Annotated in this window: 31 protein-coding genes and 1 tRNA gene; 8 read left to right on the top strand and 24 right to left on the bottom strand. The window is 36.0% G+C overall.

Annotated features, from left to right (window positions below):
* Nucleotides 1–20: 20 nt before the first annotated feature.
* On the bottom strand, nucleotides 21–218 hold the full coding sequence (locus R0K30_RS17515) for a helix-turn-helix domain-containing protein (RefSeq protein ID WP_061409411.1): 198 nt from the start codon (nucleotides 216–218) through the stop codon (nucleotides 21–23).
* A 167-nt stretch (nucleotides 219–385) separates the two neighbouring features.
* On the opposite strand from R0K30_RS17515, the gene R0K30_RS17510 reads away from it, so the two are divergent.
* The 5 genes from R0K30_RS17510 to R0K30_RS17490 all read left to right on the top strand — a co-directional run bounded on the left by R0K30_RS17510 (nucleotide 386) and on the right by R0K30_RS17490 (nucleotide 3,486).
* Nucleotides 386–751 (top strand): helix-turn-helix domain-containing protein, encoded by a 366-nt coding sequence (locus R0K30_RS17510; protein ID WP_061409413.1) that lies wholly within the window; start codon nucleotides 386–388, stop codon nucleotides 749–751.
* A gap of 59 nt (nucleotides 752–810) precedes the next feature.
* Nucleotides 811–1,437: a DUF4352 domain-containing protein gene (locus R0K30_RS17505; protein WP_061409416.1), complete on the top strand. Its 627-nt coding sequence runs from the start codon at nucleotides 811–813 to the stop codon at nucleotides 1,435–1,437.
* Nucleotides 1,438–1,535: 98 nt separating this feature from the next.
* Nucleotides 1,536–2,039, top strand: coding sequence for an ImmA/IrrE family metallo-endopeptidase (locus R0K30_RS17500; protein ID WP_410611956.1), 504 nt, complete (start codon nucleotides 1,536–1,538; stop codon nucleotides 2,037–2,039).
* Entirely contained in the window at nucleotides 2,032–3,315 is a 1,284-nt protein-coding gene (locus R0K30_RS17495; RefSeq protein WP_165379112.1) for a tyrosine-type recombinase/integrase, read from the top strand. The genes R0K30_RS17500 and R0K30_RS17495 overlap by 8 nt, the downstream gene beginning before the upstream one ends.
* A gap of 98 nt (nucleotides 3,316–3,413) precedes the next feature.
* Nucleotides 3,414–3,486 (top strand) — tRNA-Ala (locus tag R0K30_RS17490).
* A gap of 115 nt (nucleotides 3,487–3,601) precedes the next feature.
* Here R0K30_RS17490 and R0K30_RS17485 read toward each other — a convergent pair.
* The 5 genes from R0K30_RS17485 to R0K30_RS17465 all read right to left on the bottom strand — a co-directional run bounded on the left by R0K30_RS17485 (nucleotide 3,602) and on the right by R0K30_RS17465 (nucleotide 6,169).
* Entirely contained in the window at nucleotides 3,602–3,943 is a 342-nt protein-coding gene (locus R0K30_RS17485) for a DUF3102 domain-containing protein (protein WP_410611993.1), read from the bottom strand.
* A gap of 38 nt (nucleotides 3,944–3,981) precedes the next feature.
* On the bottom strand, nucleotides 3,982–4,239 hold the full coding sequence (locus R0K30_RS17480) for a hypothetical protein (protein ID WP_321999261.1): 258 nt from the start codon (nucleotides 4,237–4,239) through the stop codon (nucleotides 3,982–3,984).
* A 258-nt stretch (nucleotides 4,240–4,497) separates the two neighbouring features.
* A complete protein-coding gene (locus tag R0K30_RS17475) occupies nucleotides 4,498–4,812 on the bottom strand; it encodes a hypothetical protein (protein WP_410611953.1) in 315 nt (104 codons plus the stop codon).
* Between the two features lie 818 nt (nucleotides 4,813–5,630).
* The gene (locus R0K30_RS17470; protein ID WP_056704950.1) at nucleotides 5,631–5,810 is read right to left on the bottom strand and encodes a hypothetical protein; all 180 of its coding nucleotides are present in this window, start codon (nucleotides 5,808–5,810) and stop codon (nucleotides 5,631–5,633) included.
* Between the two features lie 2 nt (nucleotides 5,811–5,812).
* Nucleotides 5,813–6,169 carry a hypothetical protein gene (locus tag R0K30_RS17465; protein WP_058838749.1) on the bottom strand — a complete coding sequence of 119 codons (357 nt, stop codon included), beginning with the start codon at nucleotides 6,167–6,169 and terminating at the stop codon, nucleotides 5,813–5,815.
* A gap of 180 nt (nucleotides 6,170–6,349) precedes the next feature.
* Here R0K30_RS17465 and R0K30_RS17460 point away from each other — a divergent pair, with 180 nt between their 5' ends.
* Nucleotides 6,350–6,721: a helix-turn-helix domain-containing protein gene (locus tag R0K30_RS17460; RefSeq protein WP_410611950.1), complete on the top strand. Its 372-nt coding sequence runs from the start codon at nucleotides 6,350–6,352 to the stop codon at nucleotides 6,719–6,721.
* A 63-nt stretch (nucleotides 6,722–6,784) separates the two neighbouring features.
* A complete protein-coding gene (locus R0K30_RS17455) occupies nucleotides 6,785–7,066 on the top strand; it encodes a hypothetical protein (protein WP_106067236.1) in 282 nt (93 codons plus the stop codon).
* 323 nt (nucleotides 7,067–7,389) lie between these two features.
* Here the strand turns inward: R0K30_RS17455 and R0K30_RS17450 are convergent, their stop codons facing one another.
* Nucleotides 7,390–8,523 carry a response regulator aspartate phosphatase gene (locus R0K30_RS17450; protein WP_340910053.1) on the bottom strand — a complete coding sequence of 378 codons (1,134 nt, stop codon included), beginning with the start codon at nucleotides 8,521–8,523 and terminating at the stop codon, nucleotides 7,390–7,392.
* Between the two features lie 401 nt (nucleotides 8,524–8,924).
* Here R0K30_RS17450 and R0K30_RS17445 point away from each other — a divergent pair, with 401 nt between their 5' ends.
* Nucleotides 8,925–9,437, top strand: coding sequence for a hypothetical protein (locus tag R0K30_RS17445; RefSeq protein ID WP_410611947.1), 513 nt, complete (start codon nucleotides 8,925–8,927; stop codon nucleotides 9,435–9,437).
* A 78-nt stretch (nucleotides 9,438–9,515) separates the two neighbouring features.
* Here R0K30_RS17445 and R0K30_RS17440 read toward each other — a convergent pair whose 3' ends face one another.
* The 17 genes from R0K30_RS17440 to R0K30_RS17360 form a co-directional block, all read right to left on the bottom strand.
* Nucleotides 9,516–10,343 carry a peptidoglycan recognition protein family protein gene (locus R0K30_RS17440; RefSeq protein ID WP_410611945.1) on the bottom strand — a complete coding sequence of 276 codons (828 nt, stop codon included), beginning with the start codon at nucleotides 10,341–10,343 and terminating at the stop codon, nucleotides 9,516–9,518.
* 13 nt (nucleotides 10,344–10,356) lie between these two features.
* Complete coding sequence (locus R0K30_RS17435) at nucleotides 10,357–10,620, bottom strand: phage holin (protein WP_321999269.1); 264 nt, start codon at nucleotides 10,618–10,620, stop codon at nucleotides 10,357–10,359.
* 18 nt (nucleotides 10,621–10,638) lie between these two features.
* Nucleotides 10,639–10,851 carry a BhlA/UviB family holin-like peptide gene (locus R0K30_RS17430; protein WP_056704963.1) on the bottom strand — a complete coding sequence of 71 codons (213 nt, stop codon included), beginning with the start codon at nucleotides 10,849–10,851 and terminating at the stop codon, nucleotides 10,639–10,641.
* A gap of 38 nt (nucleotides 10,852–10,889) precedes the next feature.
* On the bottom strand, nucleotides 10,890–11,030 hold the full coding sequence (locus R0K30_RS17425; protein WP_269195447.1) for an XkdX family protein: 141 nt from the start codon (nucleotides 11,028–11,030) through the stop codon (nucleotides 10,890–10,892).
* Entirely contained in the window at nucleotides 11,027–11,308 is a 282-nt protein-coding gene (locus R0K30_RS17420; protein WP_216927391.1) for a hypothetical protein, read from the bottom strand. Before R0K30_RS17420 ends, R0K30_RS17425 begins: the two co-directional genes overlap by 4 nt.
* A 14-nt stretch (nucleotides 11,309–11,322) precedes the next feature.
* Nucleotides 11,323–12,894 (bottom strand): BppU family phage baseplate upper protein, encoded by a 1,572-nt coding sequence (locus R0K30_RS17415; RefSeq protein ID WP_410611941.1) that lies wholly within the window; start codon nucleotides 12,892–12,894, stop codon nucleotides 11,323–11,325.
* A 12-nt stretch (nucleotides 12,895–12,906) separates the two neighbouring features.
* A complete protein-coding gene (locus R0K30_RS17410) occupies nucleotides 12,907–14,805 on the bottom strand; it encodes a right-handed parallel beta-helix repeat-containing protein (RefSeq protein ID WP_410611939.1) in 1,899 nt (632 codons plus the stop codon).
* A gap of 32 nt (nucleotides 14,806–14,837) precedes the next feature.
* Nucleotides 14,838–16,736, bottom strand: coding sequence for a phage tail protein (locus R0K30_RS17405; RefSeq protein ID WP_410611991.1), 1,899 nt, complete (start codon nucleotides 16,734–16,736; stop codon nucleotides 14,838–14,840).
* 22 nt (nucleotides 16,737–16,758) lie between these two features.
* Nucleotides 16,759–17,595 (bottom strand): phage tail domain-containing protein, encoded by an 837-nt coding sequence (locus R0K30_RS17400; RefSeq protein ID WP_410611936.1) that lies wholly within the window; start codon nucleotides 17,593–17,595, stop codon nucleotides 16,759–16,761.
* Nucleotide 17,596: 1 nt separating this feature from the next.
* The gene (locus tag R0K30_RS17395; protein WP_410611934.1) at nucleotides 17,597–21,265 is read right to left on the bottom strand and encodes a phage tail tape measure protein; all 3,669 of its coding nucleotides are present in this window, start codon (nucleotides 21,263–21,265) and stop codon (nucleotides 17,597–17,599) included.
* Between the two features lie 34 nt (nucleotides 21,266–21,299).
* Complete coding sequence (locus tag R0K30_RS17390) at nucleotides 21,300–21,476, bottom strand: hypothetical protein (protein ID WP_410611932.1); 177 nt, start codon at nucleotides 21,474–21,476, stop codon at nucleotides 21,300–21,302.
* Between the two features lie 23 nt (nucleotides 21,477–21,499).
* Nucleotides 21,500–21,853, bottom strand: a complete 354-nt coding sequence (gene gpG / locus R0K30_RS17385) for a phage tail assembly chaperone G (RefSeq protein ID WP_410611930.1) — start codon at nucleotides 21,851–21,853, stop codon at nucleotides 21,500–21,502.
* Nucleotides 21,854–21,934: 81 nt separating this feature from the next.
* On the bottom strand, nucleotides 21,935–22,501 hold the full coding sequence (locus R0K30_RS17380) for a major tail protein (RefSeq protein ID WP_058838734.1): 567 nt from the start codon (nucleotides 22,499–22,501) through the stop codon (nucleotides 21,935–21,937).
* A 16-nt stretch (nucleotides 22,502–22,517) separates the two neighbouring features.
* Complete coding sequence (locus R0K30_RS17375) at nucleotides 22,518–22,907, bottom strand: TrbG/VirB9 family P-type conjugative transfer protein (RefSeq protein ID WP_410611928.1); 390 nt, start codon at nucleotides 22,905–22,907, stop codon at nucleotides 22,518–22,520.
* Entirely contained in the window at nucleotides 22,904–23,290 is a 387-nt protein-coding gene (locus R0K30_RS17370; RefSeq protein ID WP_058838732.1) for an HK97-gp10 family putative phage morphogenesis protein, read from the bottom strand. The genes R0K30_RS17375 and R0K30_RS17370 overlap by 4 nt, the downstream gene beginning before the upstream one ends.
* Nucleotides 23,290–23,616 (bottom strand): phage head closure protein, encoded by a 327-nt coding sequence (locus R0K30_RS17365; protein WP_410611925.1) that lies wholly within the window; start codon nucleotides 23,614–23,616, stop codon nucleotides 23,290–23,292. The genes R0K30_RS17370 and R0K30_RS17365 overlap by 1 nt, the downstream gene beginning before the upstream one ends.
* Nucleotides 23,606–23,896 (bottom strand): head-tail connector protein, encoded by a 291-nt coding sequence (locus tag R0K30_RS17360; protein WP_251215223.1) that lies wholly within the window; start codon nucleotides 23,894–23,896, stop codon nucleotides 23,606–23,608. The genes R0K30_RS17365 and R0K30_RS17360 overlap by 11 nt, the downstream gene beginning before the upstream one ends.
* Nucleotides 23,897–23,922: the final 26 nt, after the last annotated feature.

The raw sequence follows: 23,922 nt of genomic DNA, 5'->3' as shown, positions 1-23,922 counted from the left end.
TCAATTTCTATTTAAGAAATTTATTTCCGAAAGAAATCCTTAATGTCACAGTCTAATTCTTTAGCCAAGATTGGGAGATGGTTTGCTTTAAAGGCATATTCTCCTGTCTCATATTTCATATATGTTGAGGCATTTTTGAATCCTAATGCCTTGGCCATTTGTTGTAAATTAATTTGTTTGACATTACGTCTCGATTTGACAAATTTTAAATCTAACATATTTCCCTCCTCCCGATTTCTGTTTTAGAAATCTTGTTGTTGATTCAATAATACATTTCTAAAAAAGAAATTTCAACTGTTTTATTTCTAATTTAGCAATTTATTTTTTTCTACATTGGAAAAATGTTAAGATTTATATTGCTAATATAGAAAGTTGGTGATTAAAGATGCTGGCTGTAGGCGAAAGAATAATAAAATTAAGAGAACAAAAACAGTGGAACCAAAAAGAGTTGGCTCAAAAAATCAATATGAATGTCAGTGTAATGAACAGAATAGAAAAAGGAACACGTCCTTTAACTGATATTGAAATTGTGAAGATCGCTGAGGTTTTTGGGGTATCTACAGATTATTTGCTAACTGGAAAAGATTATCGGTATGAAGCAGAACAACTTCTGAGATCAGGCAACGCGTCTACTGCTGCAAGTGATGGAAATACAGATATAGAAAAGAGAATTGAAAGAATTGAAAGAGCACTAAGACTCCAGGAAGGTCGTAAACCAGGGGATAAGCAAAATGACTTCAATGGTGATTAAATAAAAACACTTCAATTACTTTCATACATGCATGATATTTCTTGAAGGGGGTCCTTATTTTGAAAAAGACTTTTTTTTACTTACTTATTGTTTTAATATCAACTTCTTTAGCTGCTTGTAATGCACAAAGTGCTAAAGTAAATGAATCAAATGAAAAGAGCGATAAACAGGAATCTAATGAGGGGTCATCTGCTAAGAAGAAAACTAAAAAAGAAGCAGATGGAACACGAACCGCTCCCATACCTATTAAAGAACCAATATATTTCAACGATTACATAAGTACTTCAGATAACGAATTTGCTGCTGAATTAAAAATGAACGTAGAAGAGGTTATACGGGGAGATAAAGCATTTGATGTTTTATATGACAGGAATAGCACAGTTGATAAACCTAAAAAGGGTTTTGAATGGGCACTTGTTAAGGTCAAAGTGAAGATGACAGATTCTGAAACTGATGATGAACCTCTTCTATTCACCCCGATCCTTAACTTCGATTTTTTTACTAGTGATGGATCTCCTTACACACAGGAATTAGGTTTTGTAGCTCCAAAGGACTTTAAAGGAGAAGTTTATAATGGCGGTTCTCTTGAAGGTTATATAGTGAACCAAGTGAAAAAAGGAGATGACTTTTTAATAGCTTATAAAAGTATATCTACAACAGGTAAACTATTCTTTAAAACTAAATAAAAAATGCCCTTATTGGGCTTTTATTTTTAAATAAAAACAGAACATACGTTTCTAATTCATTCAATTGTATTCTCATTATAGAAAGGGGCTAATTCACATTGAGGTATATAAATAGTCATCTAGAAGATTGGATTGAGTCATTCCTTAGTAATATTGGCATCACTGATCCTTCACAATTAGATAAACACAAAATAGCTAATGACCTAGACATTTGGATATTTTATGTTAATGACACGAGTCATTATGTAGAGATTAACAACCTGTACACTATTTTTCTAAATAAAAATCTATCTAAAGTAGAACAATGGCAGGATTTCGCTCATGAACTTTGCCATATTGTTAGACAATCTAGCAAATTCTCTAATTTTCATCTGACTAAAACTTTATGGAATATCTATCAAGAAAGACAAGCAAATTATTTTGCTTATCATTTTTGCATTCCAACATTCATGTTAATAGATTTGGATTTACCCAAAGAACCTGAACTAGCTATCTTGAAAGTTTCTAATATTTTTAAGGTTACTCCTGAATTTGCAAGTCACCGTTTAAACCTTTATTATCAAAAATTTTTTTCTCAGACAAGGAGCGTTTTATATGGCTAGCATTGAAAAAAGAGGTAGTAATTCTTTTAGATTAGTTGTTGAAACTGGATATGATGCTAATGGAAAAAGGTTAAGAAAATATAAAACTATTCGTATAGAAGATCATAAACTGTTAAAAACAAAAAGAAAATTACAGGAGTACCTCTCTGATCAGCTTTATCAGTTCAAGATGGAAGTCAATTCTGGAGAATACATAGAACCTGAAAAATTAACATTTGAATCTTTTATCGCTAAGTGGAAAGAAAAAAAGCTCTATCAAAAGAGCGGAAAACCTTACTCTTTGACAACATCAGACGTTTATTGGCGTCACTTAAAAAATCATATCCTCCCCGTTTTTGGACATATGAGGATAGAACGAATAAAGAGTTTACATATCGTAGACTTTTTAGATGATTTATCAAAGGATGGTGCGAGAAAAGATGGTAAGCCAGGGGGGTTAGGAGAAAGAACAATATTAGATATTTTTAAATTACTACAGGTGGTTTTTAAAACCGCAGCCGAAGAATGGAAGATTATCAAGATTGATCCAATGAAGGGATTGCCCTTGCCAATCAACGAGAAGAAGGAAATGAACTATTTTGAAGCTGATGAAGCTGCTCAATGTATTAAGATTCTATATGAAGAAGTTGATATTAAATGGAGACTTTATTTCTTAGCAGCGATGATAGGAGGATTGAGACGAGGCGAAGGTCTAGCGCTTGAATGGCATTTAGACGTGGATTGGGATGCTGGTGGATTTAGAATAAACCGATCTCTTTCAAAGACCATTCAAGGTAAACCGCATGTGAAAGACCCTAAGTCAAAAAGTTCAAAACGATTTGTTCAGATGCCAGATTGGTATATGAATGAATTGTCTCTATACTATCATATGTGGAAAAGAGAGAAGGAAAAGCTAAAAGATGCCTGGGAGGGTGGAGATCATCAATACATCTTTCACAGTGGGTTTGGAAAGCCCTATTACTTTACAACACCAACGACCAAATGGAATCGAATTACACAAAAGTATAGAATAAAAAATATCCGTTTACATGATTTGCGTCACACTATGGTTGCTTTATTGATGGAAGCCGGTGAGAGCATAAGTGCTATTCAAAGACGTGCAGGACACGCTAGCGCCCGAACAACATCTGATATATATGGCCATGTAACAGATGAAATGAAAAAGAGTGCAGCGAATCACTTTAACAAGTTTGATCCTAAACATCTGAGAAACACAAATTCAGAGATAGGAAATTTCCGTCCCCAAGTCGTCCCCAAGGTTAAAAATAATGCATAATACAAAATTGAGAGATTTCTCATCAAGAATAAAAAAATAGCCTTCCCCCTTGTATTCTAAGGGGGAATTAAATATAATAATATTTGTTGAAACATCCTGGGGCATTAGCTCAGCTGGGAGAGCGCTACGCTGGCAGCGTAGAGGTCAGCGGTTCGATCCCGCTATGCTCCATACATGATAAGCATTGACACAGAGCCATTCTTGAGATAATCGAGAGTGGCTTTTGTATTTCTAAAAACAAAAAGGTAACAAAAAGGTAACATTCCCTTTTCTGTTTTAGAGGATGTTACCTTTTCTTTTTCTTATCTTGTTCAGCTTCCTTCAACGCTTTCTTCACTTCACGCAGTTCCCGTACAGTCATTTCATCTACTGTTTTCGTTTCACCTGTGGATGGGATATGGTGAGATGAGTCGATGAATTCTTGACGACTCACAGATGCTGGTAGAGAAAGCATTTCGAAAAGTTTCCCAGTTGGCAAATGGCGCGACGTCGCGCCATTTCCAAATTGGTCATACGCTTGTATCAATCTCTTAGCTGAAGAACGAGCTATTTCAACACTCTCCAGCCACTTTCCCCATTCACCATGTACCAAATCATTCTCTTTCACATGTTTCAACCGTCTACCAATCTCAAATATGGCCTGCCCAGCTACTTGCTTATATGAGTTTATTTCTGCTGTAATGATGTTTTCTTGTTACCCTTTCCAAACGTATATGAGCAATACACAGAATTGGTTTCTTCAAATAGCTTTAAATCTTCTATTTTTAAACAATCGATAGTACCTATAGCAATTTTGAGTATAGCTTTACTTTTCATTAGCATATCATACTGAATAACACGATCGTCCAAGCTTAAAATATCGTCCATAAACATCGCATATAATTCAAATCTATTATCTTCATATTTAAAGCTAAGTATTTTCACTTTTAATCCCCCCAAATTTTATTTCCTTAATTATACAGAGAATTTAGATAGAATGAAAAGAATACCTTAGTTTTAAACGACTGAACGTAAAATTGCGTTTAGTCACAACGAAGTTTTGCGTTTTGATATAAGCTGGTGTCATTTCAAATGACGGGAGGTATTTATGTAATACCCTCATTTAAAATGATAGTGGTGACCGGCATAGTGTTCCTATCATACTGACAGGTGCTCTAATCAACCGCCCCAAATATGGGTTCGTTAAATCATTTCATTTTCTCTTACTATAGATGAGTGAGCCATGACCTCTAAATAGATTGCTACACCCGAAGATATTTTGTAGGTAGCTAAACTGAAAAGAAGTCTTGCCTCACTGTTCCGTCCTTCTCTGTAAAAGCGATATGCCATTTTCAAATTGATGATACTAACTCTAATTGGGATCATTAAAAAGAAGAACACATTGTTAATAGTAAACCTCACTTTTACGTTCTTCTCCCTAATTTCTCTATAGGCTGTATATGATGTAGTGAGGTATGCTAATGCCACAAATAGTAACAGTAAACCTAAGTAATCCATTTTGTTTCCTCCTGTTTGATACGTGCAGACATCTGCACATTTATTTTCACTATTAGTCTTGACTTGTCGTTTGCTTTTTGGCTTGATAGGTTGAAAGCAATGGACAACGGCTGGACAAGTTGTCTGCCTGAATTTGCTTGTAAAAAAATAAACAAACTCAGACAGGCGACTGATCATCTTGATAGTGTATCAAGCTTATGGTATCCGTATGTGTCACCCTATTTGCCGTTGGTTATTCCCCAAACAATCCTACTGTGTCAAGTGTCCCTAACAGTTTCAGAGAGCCCATATATGGACTCTCCTACTTGTGGCTTGTCCTGCATCGTCAGAAACGATACACCCATCCTTCGTACAGCACTTAATGGCAGCTTTCGCCTTTCAGATACATGTGCAAATAGGGAAGCACAGTGGTATCCTATCCTCATTTATCGCATCGGCTGAGTCACTACCCTTTCAAGTTTAACGTGTGTTAGCGCATTCCACGACAGTCTTACCCTTAAGGCATCACTAAAGACAACACCTTGATCCAGGAGTATAGACTGATTCTATTCAGTTAAGTGAGGTAAACTTTACTTACCTCGAAAAAACCACGACCTATGTTTAAATGAGGTCGCAATGCGTCCTATTGAATATAGATTAAAAATAAGTTAGAATGGGCTGGTATCATGGGATTTGTACCAACCCATCAGATTAGATAGTGCGCCAACACTTTTCTAATCAACTAGAAATGACGATCATGAGCAGTAGGAATAGCCCTAATGTGCTCATGATTGTTACAAATAGTAACTCATCTATGAACCTTCTAAACAGCTTCCCCATTAATTTAAACCCACTACAGCTAACTCTTCACGACCATAAATATCAAGCATGTTGTACTCATCATCAGCGACTCCATATTGATCATTGCTATGTACTTCTTCAATTGTTCCTAGTCCGTATAACGTTTGTACTCTTTGACCTACAGATAGTTTCCAGTTTGGATTCACATTGTTTAACATGTTCATTTCCCCTTTGTAATTGGTTTAGTTGGATCAAGGATTATACAATCAAATTCTGTTTCTTGATTCTTCGGTTCTAATATCCTCAAATCGGTTAAGACTTCCCAAAGCGTGATTTGCTTCAATAAATGCGTAACGACCTCAGCAAGCGTTTCTAAGTCTGCGTATGGAACGTTTCTTCCTATATACCAAATCGTTCCCTCATCGTAGTTACCGTCAGTTCGTTGAGTGATTTCAGCTAGAACAATCTGGCCATCACACTCCCCTACTGCATAACCTTCTTTAACGATGATTGCTGAGTAAAGATTATTGATTTCTTGTGTGTTGAATTCCGTTTGAACGATTGTGATATGGTTCAATTGTCTTACCTCCCCCTCGAATGTTTCGATTCGAAATAAAATAAGGTGAATTGTTTCTTAACTAATCATTTGACTCTATATTATATTCAATAAGAAACATTGTCAACGTTTTTTTGATGAATTATGAAATTGTTTGTTTCACATAGAAACGTTATAATGAATATGAAATGAGGTGTTTGTGTGTTTGAAGATCGTTTGATCAAGCTTAGAAAAAGTAAAAAGTTAACCCAGGAGCAAATGTCAGAAAAAATAGGAATTCATAGAGCGACTTATGCGAATTATGAACGAGGATATCGTCAACCTGATTATGATACATTAATTAAAATTGCAGACTTCTTTGAAGTTACAACGGATTACCTCCTCAGAGGAGAAGAGCATTATAAAGAGATAGCGAAGGAAATAAATCAAAGAGAAGATGTTCACTACACAGCGATTGACGGACAAGGTATTGAAGATGATGAAAAAGATGATATTCTAGTGAATGCCCTAAAACAAATTGACGGACTCGAAAAAATAATCAAAGATCACCTTAATAAAAAAGACAAGGGTTAATTGCGCCTTTTATTAAACAAAACAATTGCAATGGTGATACAATCAGACTAGAGGTGAAACAAAATGGAAAACAATATGCTTCAAGCTATACTTCATGAGATAAAGAAAATTGATAAGAAGGTTGACGGCTTAGCTTCTGATTTGAAATCATTTAAAGATGATATGAACGAATTCAGAGAAGATACAAAAAAAGAATTCAATCAAATCAATGTTAAATTAGATAGACTTGAAGAAAATCAACCTAAAGATATTACAGCGCACCTGAAACAAATTCAGAATGTAGACAACAAAACAGAACTACTGAATAAACGACTGTTCGATGTTGAAAGTAGGCTTAAAAATTAAGCTAAAGGGGTAATGTACATGAAGATCAATAAAATCCGTTCTGCGCTTTATAAATCAGCCAAGATACTTGGAGATGTGAATGCTGTTCAAAAAGGGACAATCGGAAAACGTATCATGTGAAGTGCTGCTGGTAAAGCATCCGGCAAGCTAATGAAAAAGATATTCAAATAAAAAAAGCCCCCGAAAAGGGCTTTTTCTAATTGAATTTATTAAAGTCGATACTTGATGTATGACCTCTTATCGCCTCATCATGATTCTGTGATAGTGCAAAATAACCGATTGTACTTAATGTTCCCACAATAATAAGGGTTGCTATTACTGACTTAAATTTCATAAAGGCAATCGCTCCTTTTAATTAATTTTTGGAAGAAAAGAACCTTCTCGTAAAAGTTCGACGCCCGATCCTTATCTCCTACTGAATTGTACTTTCTTGCTGCATCTTTCGATAATTCTTCAAGAATTGCGTACATGCCTTTTTTGCTCAAATAATCAATGTCACTATGAACTTTATCATAATCTTCCTTTACATAAAGCGCCTTATAGAATGTGAACACTTTAAGCATTACATCATCATTTAATTTTTCAGCCAACTCTATTCCCTGGTAGAGGGCGTATAAGCCGAGATCACTGTCATTATTGTGAAAATACGATCTTGCTAGCATAATCAACGGATCGAGAATTCTGTTCAAGTGTTCATATCCTTGTTCCTTAAAACTTGTCACCGATTCTTTAAAGTATTTTATTGCATTATCTAAATCTTCGGAATGGAAATGGCTTAATCCTAAATTATATAGAGCCGATCCCCTTAATCTTTTAGTCGTACTATCTACTGATTTTTCTAAGGCTTTTTCGAAATGAGGCATTGCTTTTTCGGGGCATCCCATATCAATATAATTCAGTCCGATGATGAAGGAGCATTGAATTTCTCTAATTGTATAGGTGTCTTTTTCTCTATAGCATTCTATGGCTTTCGCTATGTGGTGCATAGACATGTGGGTTTGTTTCATGTGGTAATAGATTTCAGCCATTTTGTAATTGAACTCAGCACGCTCAATATCGTCACTAACTAGAGAAAGTTTTTTTTCAGCACGTTTATAAAATGTAATAGCGTTCAAATAGTTATACTTCTCAAATTCATACATACCGTGGAAGAAGTTAAAATAGTATTCAAGTAATCCCGTTAGCTTCTCTTGTTCCCTTTTTATTTCCAAAGTTAGTTTCTTGAAATCAGCACGCTCATGACCATCTTTCAACGGATCAAGATAATCAAGCATGAGTTTGTGTCTAAACTCCATTAAAGAGAAATATAAAAGTAAATCTTGGTTTTCTTCCATGCGGTCTAACGATGCCTTTATTTCCTCTTTATAAGCCTCCGCATCCGCTACGTTAAACCTTTGAATATGATAATACCATTCGTTGATTTTAACGCCTACGTGCGACGATAGAACTTTCTCCATTCCCATCTAACCTCCCTATATCATCCCTACATTTACATATAATAACATACCCATTTATTACTATCACCGCAAAATTCACGCAATTTAGACATTGATCAATACATTATTATTGATCGTTTTTGCGGTCGTAACGCTTAAAGACATGATTACATATTGTAACTGTTAAATATATCCCGAAGAAAACGAGTAAAGCAATGAATATATCATTTAAACGATTATCAGCAAAATAAACGATAGTTCCGACTACAGTCGCAACCAATACAGTTGTAATAAGATCTTTCATTTAGATCAATCAACCTTTCAATGTATTTTCTACATTTTATTACAAAAAAGGTGGTAATCACACAATTAACTGTTTATAATAGGCACTGTATTACAATATTACTAGAAAGAGGGTTATTATGAAAATTTACAAAAGTTTATCTATCGCCGCTATGTCTCTTGTTTTAACGTTTTCTGTAAGCGTTCCCATTTTTGCTAACGAGAAGGTTCAGACTCCAATTGAACATACCGATCAAACCTCTTATTCAGTATTGGATGACAACGTCTTGAAATCAGAAGTAGAAACTCAAGCTAGTTGGGATGGTCAATTTAAATCAGATTATACCATCCCGTCTCATATTGTTGCAGCCGCTGCGGGTGCTGGCGCATTTAAAATTAGTCAATATATGATGAGGACGCTGAATGTCGGTGGAGCTGCGGCGGCTGCGTTCACTGGCATGGTTATGAATTATGTTTCAACAAAAGCCAAAATTAGGCTTGTTTCGACTGAAAAATACAGATGGATCAAGAAATACACTAAAGCTGAATATCAAGCCACAACAAAAATATATCTAAATGGCAAGTATAAAACAACTAAAACAAAAAAATGGATTTCGGAAGTAGACACCAATATTGATAGTTTGGATAAATAAAACCAACAAGACCCCCATCCAGTAACGGACAGGGGGTTTCTTGCTTAACACGATCTATAGTCATGTGTCTATAGATTTTTATTTTAATAGCTTTTCTAACGCTGCTTTAGTCTTTGAACCATAGATGCCGTCAGTAGCAAGTCCATGCATCAATTGGAATCGCTTGACCGCATTCGCTGTTTTCACTCCGTAGTATCCATCAATTCCATTGTTTTTAGCACCTTTCTCTGGATAAAAATAGAGTGCAGCTAAAGCTTCTTGAATTTGCTTTACAGCCGTTCCTTTCATCATAGGTGTACTTACCTTAAAGATACCTTTAGGAAGCGTGTATTTAGTTTTTGAGGATGATTTTGAAGGTGTTTTTGCTGGGGTTGTTTTAGGTGGTTTTGATGCTGAAGAAGTCTTACCTGTAATTGATTTCAACTCTTTTTCAATTGACGCTTTAAACGATCCCCATCGACCTTCTGCAAGAATACGGTGTGGACAATACTTACCAGACCAATCTTGGTGCTTACGGATTCTATCAATGCCCCAACCACGTTCTTTTAAAAGTTGTGCGATAAATTTAATGGCCATCGCTTCAGCCTTTTTATATTTATCTCCACCTGATTTTGAATAGCAGATTTCTACACCAATTGATGTTCTATTACCTGAATTTACTGCTTCTCCATCACCAGTGTGTCTAGCTGAACGATTAACAGGCACACCCTGTACAACACTGTCACCATCTACAGCATAGTGAAATGATACTGCCTGGTTGTTGCCAATCATATAGTTTACCTCATTAGCTGCAGGAGCATCATTATAAGTGTTATGTACTGTGATGTATTTTGCATTCATAGAGTAAGGTGCTTTCAGTCTGTGTTTAGATGATGCTAATAGATTCTTTTTAATTGTAATTGCCATATTATCTACTCCTTTATTTTGTTAGTCCTTTTTGTTTGAGTGTTTCCTTTTGCAAATGCCCTTTAGAAGTTACATAGTTGTTTTTAAACCATGCTGCAAGGGTTGTTGCCAATGTAAAGACCATTGAACCAGCAAGGTATAACGTATCAGCCAATGAAGTCACTTGATCTTCCTCAATTGGCAAAACAGGCATACCAAACATAATCAACGATTGATTGACAAGCGCAATTAAAAGAAGCACTGTCCGAATTACTGTTCCTTTGTCAAAGTTTTTCATGTACAAATACCTCTTTCTTTATTTTTGGTTTCTTTCAATACGATCCAATTTCTCTATCACTACGTCATACTTCTCACTAAACTTTGCTAGCACGTTGTTTTGAGCATCGATCTGTTCATTGAGCTTGTTTTCTCGCTCTTTAGTTGTGTTTAGGACATAAAACAATACCCAACAAAACAACACTGCAAATGGCCCTTGTGTCATTAGGTATTGCGCCAAATCCATTTCCATTTAAATCACCTTCTTTCTCACAGGCATAAAAAATAAGCCTACACTTCGTATGGCTCACCTGTGATTTCTTCATATTGTTCAGGCGTGATTCTCCCTGCAGCTACAGTGTTGTACACCATTTCTTTAGTCCATGTACCTCTTTCATAAAAACTTTTGATTCTGCTGTACCAATCAATCATGATGGATCACCACCACTCCCCAGTGCTAATAAGTAATAAAGCTCAGCAATTTGCTCTTCCATAATTTCTAATGCTGAAGGTTGTGGCTTTGGTTGCAAGCTTTCAATATATTCTTTGGATGCTGATTCACTCCACACCCTTTTTCCCTCATTATATTTCGGCAAATATAATCCTTCTGGAAGACGCACATCCGTAGCGTTTTTCGGCATCTCGTCATATTCGCTTATTACATCTTCACCCATGTACATAAAATTTTCGTCATAGTAGAAAATTTGCATAGTCAATCACTCCTTTACCACAATGGGATTTCTTCGTTTATTTCAATTCGTGTCACCTTTGAATTGTCATTTGCGTTTAAACCGTCAAATTTGAGAGCACCATCTACGCCAAGCGTCAAACGTGCTGTTCCGTATGATCCAACTGTTGTACCCCCAAAAGCTGTTGTACCCGATGGTTTTTGAGTAAACCGTGCAATAACTGTATCGTTCGCCGGGATTCCCTCAAACGATCCCCGAAGGTGTAAAGCATTTTGACGAATTGAAAATTTGAGTGGGTTACTAGCAAAATGTTTTGTTGTTCCAGTAACAAATGTGACTTGATTCCAGGAACTAGTTAAATCTTTTTCGCTTAACATTCGTTCCCAACCCTTAAATGAACCGTCAGTATGAACCGTTCCCCACCAATGAAGATTATCTCCACTTCTGATGATATGGAATGTTTTACGATTGTTGCTATTATCAACAACATAGATGTTAAACCATGAAGAATCCGTTTTGCTTGGCATATTGACTACGTTTGTGCCCACAGCATAGTAGTAGCCGGAAGGCAGCGTTAAAATGTCCGTGCCATTCGGAAGTAACTGGCTTTGTCCTGTCTCTGATAGCAAATTGTGATTAGATAGCCTTGCCCATCCACTCCATATATTATTGTTTAAATAATTGGTGTAGATGTTGTTAATGTAATCTGTTGCGTATACCCACCCGAATGTACCTTTTCCATTTGCCGCATCTGTAATGTGGAAGAAACCTCTAAAAGAACGGTGATTCGGTAAGTCTTTTGATCCTGCAATTGCATAGAACGTTCCTTGACCTAATCCATTATTGATAACAGAATCTAAGATGCTTATGGATGTGTCTTTAATAGAGAGCAATGGCATTCCAGTGTCAGTTGTAATTTTCATTTTCTGAAATCCTGATACAAAGTCCTTTGACTTTTGCACAGCTGCATCTGCTTTCGATTGTGCTCCTTCAGGTGTTTCTTTTGCATCCCATGATTTTTGTTTTGCTTCTGTGACATGCAACTTTGTATTCTTAGCGTGTTCATCTACCTTAGCTTGTGCGCCTTCTTTGGTCTCGATCTTTTCTAGATCTTCAAACTTCGCTCTTAATTCCTCTAGAGTTTGTTTTGCTTCAGAAGACATTTTCTCTATTGCGTATTTAAGAGTCTCAAAATCATCAATATAATATTCAGCTAGTGGCACAATGTCTTGATCTAATAAACTTTGTTCAATATTGAATGTAAATTCATGAACTGACATTGTTTGTCCATTGCTATAAAATAAAACAAGGACAGCTTTCACTGTCCCAAATTGCTTAATCTCATAATCATCAAGAATATATTCTGCTTTGCCTTCCACTTTATCAAGAATTGTAACTTCTTTCATCCTCTTTGAACCATTAAAGAAGACCATTGTTAATTTCCCTTTTAAAGCAGACAATGGCAGAGTCTCACCATCTTTAAATATCTGAAAATCCAGCTTAGCTGTGCCTTTATCCATTGTAGAAAACCTTATTTTAGTACCAGTCACTCCTTGGTTATAAGGGTTTACAGTGAATTCTATTGGCGCTTTTTTGTAAACAGGCATGTGTTCCCTCCTTTAAGAAATGTTAACAGGTGTTGTAATAGAATTTTTGCTTGAATCTTTATAGCTCTCTGAATAACCTGCTCCTTTAACGTTATTTCCATAATGCGTAATGTTAGATGTTGTATTAGTAAAGTTGATACCATGTCTCATTCTCTTACCCGTGACTCGAATTTCTGTGATCTTTGAATCACTCACTCCAGTCATTAGGATAAGTCCATCATATTCATTATTCGATCCAGATACAGAACGAGTACCAGCATTAATAACCGTATCGTTATTAGAAACAAAGCCTTTAGAGTTACCAGAAACAGAAATACCAGAATACCCAGTGTTCATAATGGTATTATCTTTTGATGTTACATAGTCGCATGATCCTTCTTCTAAGCGTAAGCCGTTGCCTTTGACATCTTTAACTGTGTTATTTTTCACCGTACCAAAGCTACTTCTTGTAACAAGAATCCCATGATGCCCTACATTCTTTACAGTGTTATCTTTAATAATGAAATCATTAACGTCTGACACTTGAATACCGTGCTTCAACTTAACTCCATCAATTGTATTTCCGTTAATTTGAACATCATCAATTGTCTGATAGCCTTTTCTTCCATACACTTGAATCGCATGTTTTCCTGTAATATTTGTGAATGTATTACTGTTGATTTTTTGTCTTTTCACCTTGTTAATACGGTTAGTAGGATTACCATTTGCATCTTGAGTGTATTGTGAACTGATTGAAGGTAAAAGCGTTCTAACGCCTCCATAGCAGTTGTTAAAGGTATTCCCTTCTATTGCTATGTCTTGCCATTTGTTACCCGATACCGCCCATTCTGTAGTATCCTCAACGGTGTTATTTTTAAAGTTAATGTGAGAGTATAGATAACCGTCAGTGCTTGTGTGAGAATCAATTGCTCTAGCGTAACCACCAAGCTTTTTAGATTTTCTAAACTTGCAGTTCTCTACATTTATTTTTCGTGTCACTGTATTGTCGTATGCTCCAAATGATCCGAAGTTTCCAGATGACCTCATTAAATCGACCTGGATTGCAGCAGAAAACCATCTGTCTCCTTTGTAATCCACATACCCTTCAAATTTAATGTCATTGAAATCACTTTCTTCTATTCCTGCTAGGTCAAAAGCGTGACCTCCACATACGTTACTTACGGTTATCCCAGACACCTTGATGCCTCTAGCGTGACCAAAACCAAAGACTGAGCATTGTTCTTTCACTCTGTCTCCTGCACTATCTAATTCACCGAAACCATCAATCTTAATATTTCCATGCCCATTGTACCCAGTGAACATATCTCCACTCTGTCCATTTACAAACATTGATCCTACAAATCCATCTGCTCTAGCTAGGTAAACCCCATCCGAAAATGTAATACGTGTATCTTTGTAGATAGTAAGCTTTTCTGAAATCGTATAATTGCCTGGTGGAATAGCAATCCAAATTGGATAAAGCAATCCCAGCTGCAATGCTTCTTTCATAGCCTTAGTGAAATTACCATTATGCTTTCTTAGCAACTCTTTGAATGGCACAGTCAATCTTGCGTCATCAATTTTGTCGTTTAAAATTTGAAAATCATAGTCAAAACGATCTTTAGCTGTTTCATGAATTGAAGCGTCTAAAGCCACTCTCAAATCCACTACTTCTTTTACATCTTCACCGTCATGGTTAGTAACCAAATTGGCAAAACGTGAATTGTGGTTATTGAGCCTATTTTCTACAGTGAAAACACCATGCTTAATCTGCCCTGATGTATGTGCTGTCTTAGCATTAGCATGTCGTTCGTCTGCATTCGCTAGTTCATTGACTGCACTTAAAGCATCTGAAGACATATCTTGTAACTCTTCTCTGAATTTTGCGTTCTTGTTGGTATCAAAAATAGTCTTCCATTTAAATTTGGCCAACTTATAGCCTCCTTCTTATTTATTTACGTGTACTAGGTAGTTAAATACACTGTTACATCAATCTCTGATCCATTAGGAATACTTGAATCAATCGGTGTTATTTTAGCTCCAGACTTAGCCAGATAAATCTGTAAAGCACTAACATTAGTTGGATCAATTTTCTCTCCTGAAGTAAAGCCAGCTACCTTCATATCAAAATCAACATTAGAACTGAATTTTCTTGAAACAATTTCATAATCAGGCATATCAATCTCAATAAAATTATCTTCAATTGATACGTCCACCGTTCCATTAATTGAAGTATCACTTAGTATCCATGTCTTATTAGATGAATTGTATTGAAGTGATACAGTTTGAGAAATTGCAGCCGATATTTCTTCCATTTGAGATGTTGATACATTACTGGAGTTTGATAACGTAGATTTAAAAGAAGACAATTGAGCTTCAATTGATTTCTTTTGTTGTCTCATTTCTCGTTTTTGTTGGATTTGATAGTCGAGGATATCTTTACGGTAATTAGTGAGGGTAACTGTGGGTTTTGCGTATTTATCGAGTGGATTATATTTAATTTCTTGCACTCTTACAGTGCCTTCATATAATGTTCCGTGTGCGGTATCAGCCAAAACAGGGATTGTAACACCTTTTCGAATCTGATCTTCTTTTCCTTCTAATTTAGGATCGTAATATACTTCAAAATCGATTTCTATTGTGATTTGAGGATAAGGATTCACTTTGTCTTTCAGTAGCTTCTCCATGTCTTCCTTTTTCGTTACGCTGTCTTCAGTTATCGCTTCTGCAACTCTTGGTCTTCCATCTAATAAAAATAACTTTTCGTCTGGATGAACGTAAGTAACAGGAGGAAACATGTATTTTTCATTGTCTTTAAAGGTTCTAAACAAATTTATAAAACTACCGTTAGGAATGCTTACCCTAAAACCTGTTTTCATCTTCTTTGTATTGGGATTTTTTGAGTCCTTTCCAATAAATGTTGCAACAACTGTATGCTCTTTATCTTCAAGACCTCGAATAACATCTACATCTTCTTTTTCATAGTCTTTGCTGCCAGTATCCTTGTATAAAGAAATCGTTTTATTTGTTTTCTTATCAATGGTGAATTTAATCTTTCCACCTAACTTTTCTTTAATGGCTTGGATTCCAAAACCAGTACCTTTGAACTTAAATGAAAATGTCTGACCAACATCTTCAGCATATTTGGTATTCCATGAGGAGTTTGTTTTCCACTTGGAGGATATAGAATCATAATTTACGGACTGACCACTGGAAATATCCTTTTCTTCTTTGGTTTTTCCGTAGCCAGTAATACGTGTATAAGATTCTGCCATTGAACTTTTAACACTAATTGCATTCAGATTAGCCCTAGTGTCAATTTGATAGTTAATGGTGTTCTTTGGATCAGTGCCAACGTATATATGTGTATTATCAACATTCAATTCCACACCATAATTTTCTATGTTTTCATTGACTAAATCCTGTGATTTCTTTTTCCCAAACTCATCAAGTTTAACTGTCTTATTTTCAATATCTTTTTGGATTGAACAAGTAAAACCACTACCTTTTAAGGCATGAGTAAAAGCATCTTTTAATGTGATGTCGCCTTTAATTGTGTCTTCAACTACATTTTTAGATAAAGATGCTAGAAACAAATGATCAGCTACAATGTTTTTATAGTAAGTTCCTTTTTCATATTTTTTCTCAACTTCAATAATTACATAGCGTTGATCTAAAAAATCATTCTCATCAATGATAATTATATTGTCCTCAATCAGCATATCAAAGACAATTGCATTATCTTCAAGTAGGACACTTTGAAACGTAAGTTGCTTTGTGCCATCTAAGTTATCGCTTACTTCTGGTACTTCATACACCATCTCAACTTGTTCGGCTACATTTCCTTTTGATTGGACAAACATCTGCGCCAATGTATTACCTCCCTTAGACGTAGTAAAACCTAGTGATAAAATCAATTTGAACACTCGTTGCATTTTCGATCACAAATTGATTGTCACCGATTTCTAGACTAGGAAAGCGCCCTTTTTTAGATGCTATCTTGTCATCAATAAACACATACTGATTTATACACTTAATCACCTGTGTGTTTTTAACAGATCCATTAATCACTATTGATTCGTTTGTTGTTTTGTTTGTGATTTTTACATCTTTTCCACTCAATTTCATCTTTACTTGATAGTCAAATTGAATAGTATCTAAAGCCACATCGGATCCATTGAAAACCGTGAAGCTTTTAGAGTTGAATGAATAAGGTATATTATCTTTTGAAGGAATATTCATACCTAAATTGAAGTGTTCGCTTGCTAAATTAAAGTCCTTACTTGTAGTAAATTTAGATTCTGCCAATCCTTTTAATGCTTTGAAATCAACTTCGAATTCCTTGTCTTTCTTTTCATTATCTTTATCAATATCAATCCCATCATCACATACTACAAGCCATCTTCTATTTGGATCATATGTAGTTGATATATAGAAAGGCTTAACACGTTTAAACGTTCTAATGACTTCTTGTCTGTTAATATAAAATTGTTGATGACTCTTTGCCGAAAGGTTGAATTTAGCTTTTACTGATGTTTCTTGAAAGCGTACATTAGGACTTGTTTGGATTAATCCATGCTGTGTTGCTAGTGTTGTTGTTTGTCTTTCGATGGAAGGTGCAGCAGGAGAAAGTCCTCTGAAATCCAAGAAAGGAAGCATCTCACTTAGATAATGCTCCCTTGTTCCATCATAGCTAATGATTAAATCAAAATCTCTTTGCATCCTACTCTCCTTTCCTTCTCATTTGATTATCTAATAAACCTCTATTGTATTTATTCAGGCCACCTACATCTAAAGCATAGTCCTTAGAGACAAGCTGAGTCAGTAGTTGTACCATTTGGTTGCTATTTTCCACTAATTTTTGCAGGTGTGAAATTTGCTGCTGTTGCTGTTGCACAGTTGTTGCAAGTCCTGATTGATCAGGTTGAACAACTGTTGACTCAGGATGATAACCAACCATTCTTCCTGCTGTTTCGAGTAGATTGTGAGCTCTCGATCTTCTGAATTTTCTTAATGGAAGGATTAACTCATCTTTGTGTACTTCAGCCATATGGTCACGATTAATAATTGCGCCTTTATCATAACCAATATATTTACCACCCTTACGCATGTTAACAAGACCAGGATGCTTATTAATTCCACCATATCTACTGTTCAAATAGTTGATAGCAGCAATGATCTGATGAATCGGATTTCTAATATCTCCATATCCCTTTTCTTTGTGCGCTGCAAAAGTCGATGGGATAAACTGCATTAACCCTTGAGATGGATGACCAGCCTTAGCATTACTATCCCAATTGTTCACAACCGTTGGATTTCCACCTGATTCCCTCATCGCAATAGTTTCTAGCGCTTTAGAGAATGAAGGCGAAGTACCTTTAATAGCAATTGCTTGAGCAACCCACTTTTTGACTGCTGCACTGCCTCCCTCACCAGGAATAAAACTGAAATCCTTTATCTTGTTTTTGATGAATGAAATTGCTTTATCTTTAATAAAAGTGAAACTTCCTTTTACAATTTGACCGAATCCACCAGCCATTGAAGGAGCAGAAACACCTAGTTTCTCTAACACCTTATTTAAGAGTTTAGATGGTTTTGTTATGTAATCACTCACATCAAGTACAATATCTTTCGCCTTACCCATCAATTGAGTGAACCAATTTCCACCTTTTGTTCCTTCTTTGTAGAAAGGTAAGCCCATTACTTGCTGTGTTTTTTCACCAGAAAGAACCTCGGTTCCTTTAGGTAGGTTCATTAATGTGTCTGTAGATGGAGACAAGCCCATGCTTCCGTCAGGCGTGCGGAATAATTCAGGCATACCGCCATCTCCTAAAATTGCAAGTCCTCCAGGATGACCACCTGTTCCTTTTGCATACTTAGGTGGAGTCCATTTAGGTATTTGACTGTCTTTTGGTACGCCCACTTTACCAAGAACCCAGTTAACGCCACCTATAACACCATTAACTACAAATGATAATTTCTCATTCATTTTATTAGCAAGCGACTTGACACCTTTTAGTGCTTCTCCTGCCATATTTTTAATTCCATTGCCAATTTTCCCAGGTAGTTTTTTAGCTGCATCTACAATATCCCAAAAACGTTTTACCATGCCGTCTTTCATGCTTGTTGCAATAGAAACAGCTTTGTCCTTAAGCCAAGTGACCATTTTTCCTGTGTTAGCGGCACCGTTTTTAAAGAAACCAACAATACTAGACCACATTTTCGGGAATATACCTAATAGACCTTTTCCTAACGATTTAGCAATTCCAAGTATCTTTCCGAAGAAGGATAATTGCACAAAATTCCATATCGCTTTTATCGATCCGAAAAACACGTCTTTGATACCTTCCCACATCTTACCGAAGTCACCAGTCAAAAGTCCTGAGAAAAATTTAATAACGCCTTGTATCACTTGCATTGCGCCCATGACAACACCTTTAATGTTGCCCCAAACAGAACGTATGATCGCAATTATAGCTGGCATGACAAATTGGACAACCGACCATACATTTTGAAGAGCTTGTGTTATAACACCGCCATTTTCTTTCCAAAACGTTCCCCAAACAGATGCAATTTGACCAATAAAAGATAGAATTCCACCAAACGCTTTAGACATTATAGGAGCGAGCGTGACAAATACATTTGTCATTACTATTCCTATAGCTGCGAATGTAGGCTGCATAGCTTTAAATGCTTCATTGATTTTGCTTATTACCCCACGAACTGTATCAGTCACATTAACAATCATATTTACTGTGTTAGGAGGGAATAGACTAGAGAGAATACCATACCCTTCTAATCGTTCAGCAGTTCCTTCTCCTTGGAAAATACCCCATATGCCATCCATTGCTTTTTTAACCTTAGCGCCAGAATTTGTTATACTCTCAAGCATAGGTTTAGAAAAATCAAAAGCATTTTCAAGAATTGTAGCTGCGCCTTCACCTAATGGCTGTAAAGCACTCATTGCTTCTCTACCAATCTTTTTAAAACGAGTACCTAGATTGTCTTGAATTGCCTTTCCAGCTTCATCTGTTTTACCCTTTACATCGCCTATTTTGCCATCAATGCCACCTAATGCATACATAGCATCAGCTTCAAGGTCTTCCCATTTAGTTCCGAACAATGCCACACCGATATTGTTTGCATCAGTTTGGTTTTTCATGTTTTTAAGTTCTTTTAAAACAACATTCGAAACATCTTTAACCGTACCTTTGCCTTTTAAAAATTCTTGCCATATCTTTTGTGTTGGTTTTGATAGCTCTGACATAGCTGCATTAGTTGCCTTAGAGCCATCTTTCACTCTTATTTGAAACTCTTTCATTACGTCATTAATGTAATCTAGGTTATAAACACCTGCTTTAGCTCCTTGTACGAGCAACTGGAAGTATTCTTTTGCTGAAAACCCCATTTTGCCAAACAAAGGAGCGTACTCAGAAATATTATCAAACATTTCATTCGAGAAATTCAGTCCGTTTTGTGCTCCATAAGTCATCAAATCAAAAGCGTTGTCAGCTGATTCACCAAAGCCCTTCATGATGTTGTTTCCAGCCCTTGTTACTTCATTGACTTCACCATCAAAAGTTTCTGCTAGTATGATTGCCTTTTTAGTAACACCAGGCAAATCCTTATCAGCAATATCACGTATGTTCTGCTTGACTTGGAATAAGCTTTGTCTAGTGTCTTCAATACTTTCTCCAAATCCACTCTTCCACAAGTCTCTAGCTACACCTGTAAGCTTTTTAGCTTGCTCTTCAGTGAGTCCTAATTGCGCTCTAAGCTTTCCTTGAGATACTTGACTATCATTGGCCATCTTTGCTCCTAGTGTTCCCACTGCAGCAGTAAGTGCACCAAGACCAGCGACTCCAGCAGCTAACGCACCAACAAGACCAACTTTAATTCCTGAAGAATATTTAGACATAATGCCATCTGTTTTTTGCGTTGATTGCCCTACATCATCCTGACTATCAGACAATTCATCCGAACTATTAGCCGCCATTTCCTGTGCTGCTTCTAGTGAACGCACTTGGTTTTCTGTTCTCCTTAAAGTGCCTTGAAGAGAATTGTAGGTTGCTATCTGAGTGTTCAGACGTTGAGCATATTTTTGAGCCTCTTCTGATCCTTCTCCGTATTGTTCAACTTGCTTCTCATAGTTCTTTCTGTATTCTTTAACGATTCGATCTTGAATCTTTAACTCTTCAGATAAACCGTCTACTTTAGTCTTGTTAGCTTGGAGCTCATCACCCATAGCCTTAAACTCAGAGACGGTAGCTTTTGTTGCCGATCTAGCTGTTTTAAGTTGATTTCTTAATCCAGCCAATCCATTATTCACACCAGAATCATCTAGTGTCGCATTAATGATTAAATTTCCATGTGGATTGCCTACAGATGCCATTCAATTACCTCCTTTCCTCAAAAATAAAAGACGGTTATTTTTTAACCGCCCCACTTGATTTAGATGCACCAAACAATACACCTAAATCCATATGCTTGTTCTTCTTGTTTTCACGATAATCTAACAGATTATAAAACCCATGAATATCCATATCATCAATTTCTTTGTATGTATATTTAGCTTTCATCAATTCTTCATACATTTCATACAAATTATCTCTTGCTTCCTTATACGTTAAGCCTTTTGAGCCTTCAACGCCTTCTCTTTCAGTTTCGCCTTTTTTTGATCACCTTGAGTAAGTTGAGTCATAATTTCTTGGATAAAATCTGGTAAATCATTAGATTCAACGCCATCTAAAATATCATCCAACTCAAACTGACCATCAAATAATTCAACAATGTATTCTAAAACATCATCCATCAATTCAAGCTCAGGTCTTTCATCTTCTTTCGAATAGATTTCAAGCATTCTTCTTAATTTTCTAGCCGTAACAAGATATTGTTTGTACGTTTTTTCTGGAACTTCAGTAATGTTCCCCTCTTCATCAAACTTTGCTTTAGAATAATCTTTCAATACTAATTTAATCATTAATAATTCCACCTTTTTTTATTTTTTAAAATGAACATATTTAAAGGAGACATGACACTGTCTCCCTTTCTTTAATCACTTTTAACCTTGAGTTCCACTTCCGTTAGTTAATGCACCATAAACATCTTCATAGAACTTTTCTTCTGAAAAGCTTGGATGTCCATCAAACGCAAGAAAGTAAACATAACCTTTTTGCTCTACTTTTCGAGACAAGAATTCACCCTCAATAGTAGGCGTAGTCCATTCGATCTTATCTTCTTTAGTTTTCCCTTCAGTAGAAGGCACACTGAACTTACCTTTCAAGGCTGCGAAGTACCAATAACCGCCATCTGTCTTTTGTTTAAATGTTAAAGCTACATATGGAGGATCAGTGCTCTCACCATATTTTTCAATCCCATCAACTACTTCAACACCAAGAATTCGTTCCTTGTCTTCTGTTTCAAGATCAGCAATGTTGAGTTCAACCTTAACCTCGTTAACTCCTGATCCCTTTACTTTATAAAGTCCATCATCTGCATATAGTTTTGCTACTTCTTGAGGAACATCAACTTTCGCTTCAATTGCGCCTGGAAGATCATAAATTTGCGTTGTTTTTTCATTTTTATCTAAGACTGCATAACGCAATCCTTTTAGACCGACTGTTGCCATCTATTAAAACCTACCTTTAATAATTTATTTGGATTTTCTTTGTTGCCCTGTATCTTCTTGAATACTTATATAATTCAATATCTGGATCTTTCATTAAATCAGATGCGTATTGTTTATAATCAGCATTCGCCATCGCACGATCTATAATCGCTTGTACTTCTTGTGTTTCTTTTAATGTTTTTGCCCATGTATCAATTTGAATATCTACTGAAATCGAGTAAGCTACATCATCTCTGTAGTTGTCAGGGAAGCTTTCTAATTCGTTGATTCTTATTAGGGGGGCATTTTCAATGGTTTGATCGTCTACGGGGATGAAAATAAGGTATATCTGATTATCACTCACATACTCTCTTAACTTTTCATTGTTAGAAAGCACGTATGCAACTTCTTGAATTGGATTCATCATAAGCCTAACCCTTTCATATAAACCTCTTGTATCTTAGCCATAATCACATCCTTAAACTCATTCTCAGTTCTCTCTATGAAATGCTGTGGGCGTTGTTTAATCGTTCCCCAGTTGGTCATATGTACACGCCAAGCGACCTCTTTGTCATAACCAATGCTCACATACATCTCACCGTCTACTTTCGGTTTGGTGTAAACGATATGATCTTTTAGATGTTCATGTTTTCCACTTAGAATAGACTTGGGAGTGTTTTTTTCAAGTCCATCAGCATACATCTCAGCACCGATTTCCAACGCTGCTTTAGCTGCTTTGTTTGTTTTTTTAGCCATTTTATTTAGGTTTCTTTGCAGTTCATCAAAGCTTTCCAATCCATCACTGGCCATCACTTCACCAACTTTGCAACAATAGTTTGCAAATCAATTCTTTTTGATGTTGGGAGTATGTCTTCTATGGAGTACAATCTATCTTCAAACAATATCTTCATATCATTCTTAATCTCAAAGCGTTGAATCTGTCGAACGTTAAATTGAATAGTGTCCTCGTAAACTGTTCCAAGACTGTTTCTAACATCTCTAAGCGTTTGTTTAATTAACTCAGCAAAACACGAGAAAACAACCTCTGGTTTCTCAATGTTTTCAAATGATACTGGATCTTTTGTAGCAACCATTTTAACGAAAGAAATACGCTTATCAAATCTACTAAAATCCATTAGAATACATCCCTCTCAATTGCTGAATAATGCTTATGACACCAAAAGGAATCTCACTCAATGGTTTTTCTACCGCAGCGACTTTCTTTTCATACCAATGCCCAGTAAGCATAAATACAGCCAAATCATAGAGTTCGTTGTCTTCAAAAAAAGAATTATTTTCTTCTGATGTAATAGCATTCTTCACGTATATCATGGATGATTTCATCGTCAATTCAATGAATTTATCATCAAAATCATGATCAACCCTAAGAAAATTTTTCATTTCTTCAAGAGTCATTGCATCACTCCTTAAATAGAAAAAGA

This window comes from Bacillus sp. SIMBA_154 (assembly GCF_046536015.1).
Taxonomy (GTDB): Bacteria; Bacillota; Bacilli; order Bacillales; family Bacillaceae; genus Bacillus; species Bacillus pumilus_P.
The sequence above is the reverse complement of the archived record's forward strand: the minus strand, read 5'-3'. Positions and strand labels throughout refer to the sequence as shown.

Bases quoted from the DNA above. Each gene is read 5' to 3' on its own strand.
- R0K30_RS17375 (WP_410611928.1), bottom strand. From the start codon at position 22,907: ATGATGAATCCAATTCAAGAAGTTGCATACGTGCTTTCTAACAATGAA.
- R0K30_RS17420 (WP_216927391.1), bottom strand. From the start codon at position 11,308: ATGCAAATTTTCTACTATGACGAAAATTTTATGTACATGGGTGAAGAT.
- R0K30_RS17380 (WP_058838734.1), bottom strand. From the start codon at position 22,501: ATGGCAACAGTCGGTCTAAAAGGATTGCGTTATGCAGTCTTAGATAAA.
- R0K30_RS17435 (WP_321999269.1), bottom strand. From the start codon at position 10,620: ATGAAAAACTTTGACAAAGGAACAGTAATTCGGACAGTGCTTCTTTTA.
- R0K30_RS17445 (WP_410611947.1), top strand. From the start codon at position 8,925: ATGAAAATTTACAAAAGTTTATCTATCGCCGCTATGTCTCTTGTTTTA.
- R0K30_RS17370 (WP_058838732.1), bottom strand. From the start codon at position 23,290: ATGGCCAGTGATGGATTGGAAAGCTTTGATGAACTGCAAAGAAACCTA.
- R0K30_RS17475 (WP_410611953.1), bottom strand. From the start codon at position 4,812: ATGGATTACTTAGGTTTACTGTTACTATTTGTGGCATTAGCATACCTC.
- R0K30_RS17395 (WP_410611934.1), bottom strand. From the start codon at position 21,265: ATGGCATCTGTAGGCAATCCACATGGAAATTTAATCATTAATGCGACA.
- R0K30_RS17450 (WP_340910053.1), bottom strand. From the start codon at position 8,523: ATGGAGAAAGTTCTATCGTCGCACGTAGGCGTTAAAATCAACGAATGG.
- gpG (WP_410611930.1), bottom strand. From the start codon at position 21,853: ATGATTAAATTAGTATTGAAAGATTATTCTAAAGCAAAGTTTGATGAA.
- R0K30_RS17430 (WP_056704963.1), bottom strand. From the start codon at position 10,851: ATGGAAATGGATTTGGCGCAATACCTAATGACACAAGGGCCATTTGCA.
- R0K30_RS17495 (WP_165379112.1), top strand. From the start codon at position 2,032: ATGGCTAGCATTGAAAAAAGAGGTAGTAATTCTTTTAGATTAGTTGTT.
- R0K30_RS17455 (WP_106067236.1), top strand. From the start codon at position 6,785: ATGGAAAACAATATGCTTCAAGCTATACTTCATGAGATAAAGAAAATT.
- R0K30_RS17360 (WP_251215223.1), bottom strand. From the start codon at position 23,896: ATGACTCTTGAAGAAATGAAAAATTTTCTTAGGGTTGATCATGATTTT.
- R0K30_RS17440 (WP_410611945.1), bottom strand. From the start codon at position 10,343: ATGGCAATTACAATTAAAAAGAATCTATTAGCATCATCTAAACACAGA.
- R0K30_RS17405 (WP_410611991.1), bottom strand. From the start codon at position 16,736: ATGTTTGTCCAATCAAAAGGAAATGTAGCCGAACAAGTTGAGATGGTG.
- R0K30_RS17470 (WP_056704950.1), bottom strand. From the start codon at position 5,810: ATGTTAAACAATGTGAATCCAAACTGGAAACTATCTGTAGGTCAAAGA.
- R0K30_RS17400 (WP_410611936.1), bottom strand. From the start codon at position 17,595: ATGCAAAGAGATTTTGATTTAATCATTAGCTATGATGGAACAAGGGAG.
- R0K30_RS17515 (WP_061409411.1), bottom strand. From the start codon at position 218: ATGTTAGATTTAAAATTTGTCAAATCGAGACGTAATGTCAAACAAATT.
- R0K30_RS17415 (WP_410611941.1), bottom strand. From the start codon at position 12,894: ATGCCTGTTTACAAAAAAGCGCCAATAGAATTCACTGTAAACCCTTAT.
- R0K30_RS17425 (WP_269195447.1), bottom strand. From the start codon at position 11,030: ATGATTGATTGGTACAGCAGAATCAAAAGTTTTTATGAAAGAGGTACA.
- R0K30_RS17365 (WP_410611925.1), bottom strand. From the start codon at position 23,616: ATGGATTTTAGTAGATTTGATAAGCGTATTTCTTTCGTTAAAATGGTT.
- R0K30_RS17510 (WP_061409413.1), top strand. From the start codon at position 386: ATGCTGGCTGTAGGCGAAAGAATAATAAAATTAAGAGAACAAAAACAG.